Raw genomic sequence first — 9,908 nt, forward strand, 5'->3', positions numbered from 1 at the left:
TCCTTAATCCACCCGATTGCGATGGACCAAGGTTTACGTTTTGCTATCCGTGAGGGTGGTCGTACAGTTGGTGCGGGTGTTGTTGCGAAAATTATTAAATAATTCATTTGATGAATTAAATGAACATAGAGGCAGATCGAAAGATCTGCCTTTTTCATATCATTTTTTATACTGTATAGATATGATTTAACTGGATAGAAAAGCTAAATGAAAACTGACTTTTTTTCAGAAGAATGATACGATAATGATCAAATTGCTGACATATTAATATAGTTATGACAACACCAACTATTCTAAAAATAGCGACACGCCAAAGCCCGCTCGCATTATGGCAAGCGAATTTTGTAAAAGAGCGTTTAGAAAATATTCATCCAGCCCTAACTGTGGAGCTTGTTCCAATGGTTACTAAAGGGGATATAATTCTTGATACACCACTGGCCAAAATTGGCGGAAAGGGGTTGTTTGTAAAAGAATTAGAAAATGCGCTATTAGAAAGACGTGCTGATATTGCGGTGCATTCAATGAAAGATGTGCCAATGCAATTCCCTGAAGGGCTTGGATTAAGTGTAATTTGTAAACGTGAAGATCCACGTGATGCTTTTGTTTCAAATCATTATGCTTCATTGAATGATTTGCCGGAAGGTGCAATTGTTGGTACATCAAGTTTACGCCGTCAGTCCCAATTAAAACAGTTACGACAGGATTTAGATATTCGTTCGTTACGTGGAAATGTAGGGACTCGTTTAAGCAAGTTAGATAATGGTGAATACGATGCGATTATTTTAGCCTCAGCCGGATTAATTCGTTTAGGTATGCAGGCGCGTATTACTTCTTTTATTGATGTGACAACCTCTTTACCTGCGTCGGGACAAGGGGCTGTTGGTATTGAATGTCGAACGGATGACCTTCTCGTTCAGGAACTGCTCGCACCGCTTGCGGATGAAGAGACAACTGTTTGCGTGAAGGCAGAACGAGCTATGAATGCACGCTTGCAAGGCGGTTGCCAAGTACCTATCGGTGGCTACGCTGTTCTTGAAAATAACCAGATTTGTTTACGTGCTCTTGTTGGTGAACTTGATGGTTCATCAATTATTCGAGCAGAAGGTAAAAGTGCGGTTGAAAAAGCAGAAGAATTAGGGATTCAAATCGCAGAGCAATTACTCGCACAAGGTGCCGATCGTATTCTTGCAAAAGTTTATGCATTAGGAGATAAATAATGGCGATTCTTGTCACCCGTCCTGATGAGCGTGGAAAACAGCTGACTGATTTACTCAATCAAGCCGGTCGGGTGGCATTGCATTTGCCCTTATTTACTTTTGAGAGTGGTAAGGAGCTGGAAAGCCTACCCGGGAAACTTAACCGCTTAAAATCAGGTAGTTATGTGTTTCTTGTGTCTAAAAGTGCGGTCGATTTTTCGGTCAAAACACTAAAAGAAATCGGTTTCCATTGGCGTGAAGATTTACAATACTTTACTGTTGGACAAAGAACTGCACAGCATTTTTCCTGTCAAAGCGAGCGACCTATACACTATCCCATTGAACAAGAAAATAGTGAAGCTTTGCTTGCGCTTCCACAGATGCAACAACTTAATGGAAAACAGGTTTTAATTTTACGTGGTAATAGCGGACGTGAATATTTTATTGAACAAGCGGAAAAAAGAGGGGCAACGGTGGAAATTGTGGAATGCTACCGTCGAGAGCCTATAATTTATAATAGTGATGAACAGAGCAGTATTAAACGTTCCGGTGTGGATACGTTAGTAGTGACAAGTTTAGAAATTTTACATGCGTTAATTGAATTTCTCCCTGAGAATGAACAAGACTGGCTGAAGAATTGCAAGTTAGTCACGGTGAGTTCCCGTATTGCGGATGTAGCAAAATCCCAAGGGTGGCAAACTGTCATCCTCTCTCCAAAAGCGGATAACCAAAGTTTGTTGAAAACATTACTTAGCTAAATGACCTAATAAGGAATGAATATGGCGAAAAATAAATCAAATGAGGTTGCAGAAAACCTTGATGATACTGTAGAGAGTACCATTAAAACCTCAACTGAAACTCCTGCCGAAACAAATTCTCAACCGGCTCAAACTATTGTGAAAAAAACAGGGACTGGGTTAAGCCTGTTGGCTATTTTAATTGCTCTAGGTATAGGGGGAGCAGGTTATTATTTAGGGCAGCAACAAGTGGGTGAAATTCAGCAAAAATTGACCGCACTTGAAGGAAAAATCACGAATGTCTCATCTTTAACTTCTTCTGAGAATGTTCAATCTGAACAGGTTGCTACGCTTGAAAAAAATATTTCCGCCACACAAAATAAATTGAATCAATTTGAGCAGTTGGTTTTAGCAAAAGAACAAGAGCTTGGTACACTGCGTCATCAACTTGACGTCGTGAGTAAACAAGCGGCAGCTCAACAGCCTAATGATTGGTTATTCTCAGAAGCCGATTTTTTGCTTAACAATGCATTGCGTAAATTAGTATTAGATAGTGATGTAGATACCGGAATTTCATTATTGAAGTTGGCTAATGAAACCTTAATGAAGGTAAATAGCTCTGAGTCAATGGCGATTCGCGCAGCAATTAACCAAGATCTCAAACAGTTACTTTCAGTCGATAGTGTTGATCAAAATTCCGTAATGCAGCAACTTTCCCAGTTAGCTAATTCAGTAGATGAATTACCTTTGCTGAATGTTAATTTTGGTGATACCCCTGATTCGACCAAACTATCCGATTCTTTAGACGATTGGCAAGCTAATGCAGAAAAAAGTGCGGTTTCTTTTTTAAATCATTTTATTCGAATAACACCGAAACAAGGTACTGATAGAAAAGAATTACTTGCACCGAATCAAGATATTTATTTACGTGAAAATATTCGCTTACGTTTACAATTAGCAATTATGGCGGTATCGCGTCAACAAAATGATTTATATAAACAGTCTTTAGATGCAGTGGCGACTTGGGTGCGCAGCTATTTTGATACAAATACAGAAGTAACGCAGACTTTCTTAAAATCTATTGATGAATTAATGGAATTATCGATTTATGTTGATGTACCAAATCAATTACAAAGTTTGAACTTACTTGATAAATATCTCAATCGTACACCTGTGGAAGTAAAAAAAGTTGAGATTGAATCTGAAAAGTCTTTTGATGAATCAACAAAATCAGATGATGTGAACGAGAGTCCAGCTAAGCTGGGTACTCCTTCCACAGATGAAAAATCAACAGTTGAGCCTCAACAATAAGGATAGATTATGTTTAGAACACTATTTTTAATGCTGGCTTTACTTGCAGGACTGGTTGCGGGGCCGTATCTTTCAGGTCAGCAAGGCTATGTTCGTATTGAAACGGCAGGCAATATTTATGAAATGTCTATCACGACACTCGTCATTTTATTTATTGCTACTCTTGCCGTGATTTATGCTCTAGAGTGGATGGTTAGCCGTTTCTTACGTTTAAGTAATAATACTTACAGTTGGTTTTCTCGCCGTAAACGTGTCAAGGCACAAAAACAAACCCTTGAAGGTTTAATGAAAATGGACGAAGGAGATTATACTAAAGCAGAGAAACTTATCGGTAAGAATGCAAAACATTCTGATGAACCTATTTTAAATTTAATTAAAGCGGCTGAAGCGGCGCAACAACGTGGTGATGAATTTAGCGCAAATCGTTATTTAATTGAAGCAACCGAACTTGCCGGTTCAGATAATTTACTTGTTGAAATTGCACGTACCCGAATTCTATTACAACAAAATAAATTACCGGCAGCGCGTAGCTCTGTGGATAGCTTGTTAGAGATGACGGATCGAAATAAAGAAGTCTTAAAATTAGCGGTCGAAATTTATACGCAGTCTAAAGCTTATCAAGCTCTCGATAATATTTTGGATTTAATTCAGCGTTCAGGTTTATATTCTCCAGATGAATTTAAAGCCGTACAGCTTAAAACTGAAAACGGCTTACTTGATGAGAAAATGAATGAAGAAGGCGTGGATGGTTTACTTGCTTGGTGGGAAGCACAGCCTCGTCGTCGCCGTAACGATTTGAATTTAAAAGTGGCGTTGATTCAACGTTTAATTGATTGTAATGATCACGAATCAGCTTATGAATTTACTCTCGAAGCATTGAAAAAATGGGGAGATAATACGCCATTAAGCCCTACGCTCTGTACACAAATAACTCGTTTACAGCCAATTGATAATACGAAATTGATCAAGATAATGGAAAAACGAGCTAAACATGCAGATGAAAGTCAACAATGCAGTGTTAATCGTGCGCTTGGTTATTTATATGTTCGTAATAATGAATTTGCTAAAGCAGCGGAAGTTTTTAAGAAAGTTATTGCTTGTCCGAAACAGCTTGAATCTAATGATGCAATGATGGCGGCTTATGTGTTTGAGCAAGCCGGAGATAAAGCAGCTGCCGAACAAATCCGCCAAGAAAGTTTACGAAATGTGATGTCTATTCAGCATGAAACGGTGGAAAAAAACGAAGAAAATCCAATTGCACTTTTAGAGGAGAAAGTGTAGTAGATAAAAAAGGCACAATATTCATTGTGCCTTGAATTTTATCCTATTAAAGTTATTTCATCAGTAACACAACAGCTTCACAAGCAATGCCTTCACTTCTTCCCGTAAAACCTAATTTTTCTGTCGTTGTTGCTTTCACATTAATTTGCTCAATACTGCAGGTTAAGTCATCGGCAATTACTGCCCGCATATCATCAATATAAGGGCGCATTTTAGGCGCTTGGGCAATAATGGTGACATCTATATTACCCACTTTGTAGCCTTTTTCCTTCACTTGACGAAAGGCTTCCCGTAGCAAACCTCGGCTATCGGCATTTTTATATTGCATATCTGTATCGGGAAAAAGTTTTCCTATATCCCCCAATGCAGCGGCACCCAACAGGGCATCGGTTAATGCGTGAAGGGCAACATCGCCATCAGAATGAGCAATAAATCCGGTGTGGTAAGGGACAGTAACGCCACCAATAATTAATGGTCTGTCTTCACCAAAGGCGTGTACATCAAAACCATGTCCAATTCTTATCATCTTATTTTCCTTGTTAAATAAAATTCTGCGAGAGCTAAATCTTCAGGTCGTGTTACTTTAATATTGTCGCTTCTTCCCGTCACCAAGTGCGGTCGGAATCCGGCAAGTTCCATAGCTGAAGCTTCATCAGTAATAATATGCTTCAGTTTTAGTCCCTTACTAAGGGCATTTTTTAGCAAATCCGCTCGGAAAAATTGTGGCGTTTGAGCTTGCCAAAGTTGCGAGCGATCTTCTGTTGTAAGGATTGTTCCCGTTTTATCACCACGTTTAATCGTATCGGTAACGGGAATGGCAAGAATCGCCCCATGCTCATCATTGATTTCTAGCAGTTTATTTAAATCCGTTTCTGTTAAACAGGGTCTCGCAGCATCGTGTACCAATGCCCAAGCATTTTCTTCAAAAACAGCATTCAGTGCGTTTAAAACGGATTCTGCCCGAGTATTTCCGCCTTCTACGAGTTGGATTTTTTCATGGGAGAGAATCGAGAGCGAGGGAGAATAAGGATCATCTTTCCCAAGAGCGACAATAACCCGAGAAATTGCACAGTGATTGAGCATAAGATTCAGTGTGTGTTCTAAAATCGTTTTCCCTAAAATGGTTAAATATTGTTTAGGCATTCCCGCTTTCATACGGGCACCTACACCGGCGGCCGGAATAATCGCAATAATTTTTCGTGACATTATTTATGCTCTTTTACAATGTGATAGAAGGTTTCATTTTCTTTCACCATATCATGCTGCATTCTGGCACGTTCTTCGATAGATTCAAATCCTTTTGTTAGCCCTTGAATTTCTGCCGAGATCATTTGGTTTCGTTGCACTAACTTTTCATTTTCAGCTTTATTTTCAGTAATCTGTGTTGAAACTTTTTTGTAATCAACGTAACCATTTTTGCCAAACCAAAGATTGTATTGAAAGATAGCAAGAATGCCTACAAGAATCGCAATAAATATTCGCATAAACGTTGTCTGAAAGATTGTGAGAAATGCTTATAGTTTATCTTGAAATGGCAATAAAGGCGATGGGAAAGTGCGGTCTATTTCTGTTACGTTTTTGGATTTGTTTCATCTTGTATGTGATCTTAATCACAAATCTATGATAATTCGTTACCTATGAACTGAAATTCCAGCAAACTTTTCATAAAACTTGCTATACTTTTTTGGCTTTATTTTATTTTTTTGAGGAGAATACGATGAAAAAAATGTTAAAACTGACCGCACTTGCTACAATTTCCGCCTTTGTATTAGCCGGATGTGCGCACACAATTGATAAGGAAGCACACGCAAACGCTCAATTACAACAACAAGCGGTGTTGGGATTAAACTGGATGCAAGATTCAGGTGAATATCAGGCCTTAGCATACCAAGCATACAATGCAGCAAAATTGGCTTTTGATCAGGCAAAAGTCGCAAAAGGCAAGAAAAAAGCGGTTGTCGTAGATTTAGATGAAACCATGTTGGATAACAGCCCTTATGCAGGTTGGCAAGTTCAAAATAATAAGCCGTTCGATGGCAAAGATTGGACCCGTTGGGTTGAAGCTCGTCAATCCCGTGCGATACCGGGTGCGGTAGAATTTAATAACTACGTAAACTCTCACAAAGGGAAAGTATTCTATGTTACCAACCGTAAAGACAGCACAGAAAAAGCCGGCACTATTGATGATATGAAACGTTTGGGCTTTAATGGTATCGATGAATCCGCATTTTATTTAAGAAAAGATAAATCATCTAAAGCAGAACGTTTTGCTGAAATTGAAAAACAAGGTTATGAGATCGTGCTTTATGTGGGTGATAATCTAGATGATTTTGGTAATGCGGTCCACGGTAAACTTAACGCAGAGCGTCGTGACTTTGTGGCAAAAAATAAAACAAAATTTGGTAAAACTTATATTATGTTACCAAATGCAAACTATGGCGGTTGGGAAGGTGGTCTGAAAAAAGATTACTTCAAAGGAGGTACCCAGAGTAAAATTAAGGCTCGTTTGGATGCAATCCAAGCCTGGGACGGTAAATAGTTTAATCCGAGTTTAAAATAAAGCGTTGCCGATATTTGCAACGCTTTTTACATTTGAAGTTCTGTTCTTTCAATATAGAAGAAAAGTGCGGCTGATTTTTTCTCACTTTTGCTCTTTATGATGTGCATATTTCTCTTTTTGGGCAGCGAAATCAGCACCTTTTGCCATCATGCGTAATTGTAGGATGACACGTTGTTTAAGTTGTTCGCGTTCCTGTTTGCTCATATCTAGGGCATTTGCACCGGCAGTGAACACAATCGTTACGATACCTTCTGCCTGAACATACGCGATATATTGCGGATATTGGTGTTTATGAGCAATATATTCCGTAAGTTCATCTACAAAATGTTTAATTTCACGTGCGGCTGCGGTACGGAATGCTTGGGAAGTCCCCGAACTTTCCCGCAGTAGTAAGCGGAATACGTTTGTGCTGTTTGTGATAAATTCAAAAAAAGTATCCACAGAAACAGAAATCACACTACCACCAGCATCAATACGTTTGCGGGCTTGGCGCATAAGCTGGCGTAAGATTAAGCCCGCTTCGTCCACCATTTCTAACCCGAGCTCGTCCATGTCGCTAAAATGACGATAAAAGGATGTTGGTGCAATGCCCGCTTCACGTGCGACTTCTCTCAAACTCAAGTTAGAAAAACTTTTTTCCGCACTAAGCTGGTTAAATGCGGCATCAACCAGTGCCCGACGCGTTTTTTCTTTTTGAATTGCACGAATGCCTGCCATTATTTTGCTCCGGCAAGAATAGATTTAACCTTAGAGCTGATCGCACTTGCGACACGCTCATAACGATTGCGTAACGGTGAGCCCGGGCGATATACTAATGCGATACTACGAGCGGGTTCAGGAGAATGACATGGAATATATTTCACTCCTTTACGTAAGCCTTCATTTCGCACGGCAAGTTCAGGCATAAATGTGATACCTGCATTAGCCGCGACCATATTCCGTAGAGTTTCGAGACTTGTTGCTTTAAAATGTGAATTTTCTTTTGCCCCTGCGGTGAAACAATAATCTAATGTTTGGTGGCGTAGGCAATGACCATCGTCCAGCATGAGCATTTCTTGACCGGTGAGTTGCTTCATTGAAAGTTTTTCTTCTTTAGCCCAGTGGTGATCTTCGGAAACGGCAAGTAACATTTTCTCTTCAAAAATAGGAACTTCAATAAACGCTTCTGTTTTTTGAACACGAGCTAAAATCGCACAATCCAAACGCCCGGTTTCAAGTTGTTCCAATAGCTGATGTGTTTGTGCTTCGTACAAGAATATTTCTAAATCAGGGAAAGATTCTTTTAAGGTTGGTACGATATAAGGGAGTAAATAAGGTCCAACGGTCGGGATTAAACCAATATGCAATGGACCTGTCATTTCCCTGCCTTGGTTGCTAGCCATTTCTTGTAGTAGTTTTACTTCACGTAAAACGGTGCGGGCTTGCTCTACAAGAAGCATTCCTGATTGGGTAAAAAGCACTTTGCGACTCGTGCGTTCTAATAAAATAATGCCAAGTTCATCTTCAAGTTTGCGTATTTGCCCACTTAATGTTGGTTGGCTCACATTACAAGAATCTGCCGCGCGACGAAAATGTTTGTGTTCAGATAAAGCCACTAAGTATTCTAAATCACGAATGTTCATTGGGAGTTTTTCCTTATAGAAAAAGTCAATCAAAAGAATAGAATTAATTGATTGTAACTATATCACAACTTTGGCTATAATCCAGAGGCAAATAAAATTGATATTAAAAATTAAGGAGAAAAATATGGCTTTAACTGATATGACAGGTAAAAAAGTACCGGATGTTACATTCCACACTCGTCAGGGTGATGCTTGGGTGGATGTCACGACAAACGAATTATTCGATAACAAAACTGTCGTTGTATTTTCACTCCCGGGGGCATTTACGCCAACTTGCTCGTCAACACATTTACCACGCTATAATGAATTAGCCTGCGAATTTAAGGCTGCCGGTGTAGATAAGATTATCTGTATTTCTGTTAACGATACTTTCGTGATGAATGCTTGGAAAGCTGATCAAGAGTCTGAAAATATCACCGTCATTCCGGATGGTAATGGTGAGTTTACCGAAGGTATGGGTATGCTTGTAAACAAAGAAGATTTGGGTTTTGGTAAACGTTCTTGGCGTTATTCAATGCTGGTGAAAAACGGCGTTGTAGAAAAAATGTTTATTGAACCGGAAGAACCGGGCGATCCGTTCAAAGTCTCTGATGCAGATACCATGATGAAATATTTAGTACCGGGTTGGACGGCAAAACCATCGGTTTCTGTTTTCACCAAACCGGGTTGTCCGTTCTGTGCGAAAGCAAAAACATTGTTAAAAGCAAAAGGCTATACTTTTGAAGAAATTGTATTAGGTCGTGATGCAAGTACAATTTCTGTGCGTGCAATCACCGGCAAAACCAGTGTTCCGCAAGTATTTATCGGTGGCGACTACATCGGTGGTAGCGAAGATTTGGAAAAATACTTCGCATAATGTAGGAATGTAATTTTAGCTGATTATTTTTAATTTGGAACTTTAACTAAAAAGCCAAACTCTCAAAGAGTTTGGCTTTTTTATCTCCTACTTTATTTTATATTCAAAAGCTCTATTGCTCGAATAATCCCACCTTCGTTGTAAATAAAATCATGTATTATCTCTATAGTAGCTTTGTTAATTAAGGGATGTTTTTGAATTGCATTGAAAAAATCATTAGTGCTATAGTTTTCATTTTTAAATAGAGTTTTCCATATATCTAAAACTATTTTCTTATTTTCAAGCTTTTCTAATAGAATATGTAGGCTGGCTCCGCAAGAATAATTCGACAACTCAGAATTACTG

At 39.0% G+C, this 9,908-nt stretch carries 13 protein-coding genes; 7 read left to right on the top strand and 6 right to left on the bottom strand.

All coding sequences use genetic code 11. From position 1 onward, the window contains the following. The 5 genes from BKK47_RS09595 to BKK47_RS09615 all read left to right on the top strand — a co-directional run. On the top strand, positions 1–102 hold a 102-nt coding region (locus BKK47_RS09595), incomplete at its 5' end, for an EF-Tu C-terminal domain-related protein (RefSeq protein ID WP_077495063.1). Positions 103–275: 173 nt separating this feature from the next. Then, positions 276–1,217, top strand: coding sequence for a hydroxymethylbilane synthase (hemC, locus tag BKK47_RS09600; RefSeq protein ID WP_077494631.1), 942 nt, complete (start codon positions 276–278; stop codon positions 1,215–1,217). After that, on the top strand, positions 1,217–1,954 hold the full coding sequence (locus tag BKK47_RS09605) for a uroporphyrinogen-III synthase (RefSeq protein WP_077494632.1): 738 nt from the start codon (positions 1,217–1,219) through the stop codon (positions 1,952–1,954). Before hemC ends, BKK47_RS09605 begins: the two co-directional genes overlap by 1 nt. 21 nt (positions 1,955–1,975) lie before the next feature. Next, the gene (locus BKK47_RS09610; protein WP_077494633.1) at positions 1,976–3,244 is read left to right on the top strand and encodes a uroporphyrinogen-III C-methyltransferase; all 1,269 of its coding nucleotides are present in this window, start codon (positions 1,976–1,978) and stop codon (positions 3,242–3,244) included. A 9-nt stretch (positions 3,245–3,253) separates the two neighbouring features. Continuing rightward, a complete protein-coding gene (locus BKK47_RS09615) occupies positions 3,254–4,525 on the top strand; it encodes a heme biosynthesis protein HemY (RefSeq protein WP_077494634.1) in 1,272 nt (423 codons plus the stop codon). 52 nt (positions 4,526–4,577) lie between these two features. On the opposite strand, the gene ispF is transcribed toward BKK47_RS09615, so the two are convergent. Genes ispF through ftsB form a run of 3 tightly spaced genes read right to left on the bottom strand, consistent with a single transcriptional unit; the run spans position 4,578 to position 6,009 of the window. Further along, positions 4,578–5,051 carry a 2-C-methyl-D-erythritol 2,4-cyclodiphosphate synthase gene (ispF, locus tag BKK47_RS09620; RefSeq protein WP_077494635.1) on the bottom strand — a complete coding sequence of 158 codons (474 nt, stop codon included), beginning with the start codon at positions 5,049–5,051 and terminating at the stop codon, positions 4,578–4,580. Beyond that, complete coding sequence (gene ispD, locus BKK47_RS09625) at positions 5,048–5,731, bottom strand: 2-C-methyl-D-erythritol 4-phosphate cytidylyltransferase (RefSeq protein ID WP_077494636.1); 684 nt, start codon at positions 5,729–5,731, stop codon at positions 5,048–5,050. Before ispD ends, ispF begins: the two co-directional genes overlap by 4 nt. Then, positions 5,731–6,009 (bottom strand): cell division protein FtsB, encoded by a 279-nt coding sequence (gene ftsB, locus BKK47_RS09630; RefSeq protein ID WP_018356106.1) that lies wholly within the window; start codon positions 6,007–6,009, stop codon positions 5,731–5,733. The genes ispD and ftsB overlap by 1 nt, the downstream gene beginning before the upstream one ends. A gap of 233 nt (positions 6,010–6,242) precedes the next feature. Between ftsB and BKK47_RS09635 the strand changes: the two genes are divergently transcribed. Then, positions 6,243–7,064, top strand: a complete 822-nt coding sequence (locus BKK47_RS09635) for a 5'-nucleotidase, lipoprotein e(P4) family (protein WP_077494637.1) — start codon at positions 6,243–6,245, stop codon at positions 7,062–7,064. A 102-nt stretch (positions 7,065–7,166) separates the two neighbouring features. Here the strand turns inward: BKK47_RS09635 and fabR are convergent, their stop codons facing one another. Both fabR and oxyR read right to left on the bottom strand, forming a co-directional pair. Further along, entirely contained in the window at positions 7,167–7,802 is a 636-nt protein-coding gene (fabR, locus tag BKK47_RS09640) for an HTH-type transcriptional repressor FabR (protein ID WP_077476755.1), read from the bottom strand. Then, a complete protein-coding gene (gene oxyR, locus BKK47_RS09645) occupies positions 7,802–8,707 on the bottom strand; it encodes a DNA-binding transcriptional regulator OxyR (RefSeq protein WP_077494638.1) in 906 nt (301 codons plus the stop codon). The genes fabR and oxyR overlap by 1 nt, the downstream gene beginning before the upstream one ends. 124 nt (positions 8,708–8,831) lie before the next feature. On the opposite strand from oxyR, the gene BKK47_RS09650 reads away from it, so the two are divergent. Beyond that, entirely contained in the window at positions 8,832–9,563 is a 732-nt protein-coding gene (locus tag BKK47_RS09650) for a glutathione peroxidase (RefSeq protein ID WP_077494639.1), read from the top strand. A gap of 92 nt (positions 9,564–9,655) precedes the next feature. On the opposite strand, the gene BKK47_RS12470 is transcribed toward BKK47_RS09650, so the two are convergent. Further along, the coding region (locus BKK47_RS12470) for a hypothetical protein (protein WP_158074763.1) at positions 9,656–9,908 on the bottom strand (253 nt) is incomplete at its 5' end.

The organism is Rodentibacter mrazii (genome assembly GCF_001998825.1).
GTDB lineage: Bacteria > Pseudomonadota > Gammaproteobacteria > Enterobacterales > Pasteurellaceae > Rodentibacter > Rodentibacter mrazii.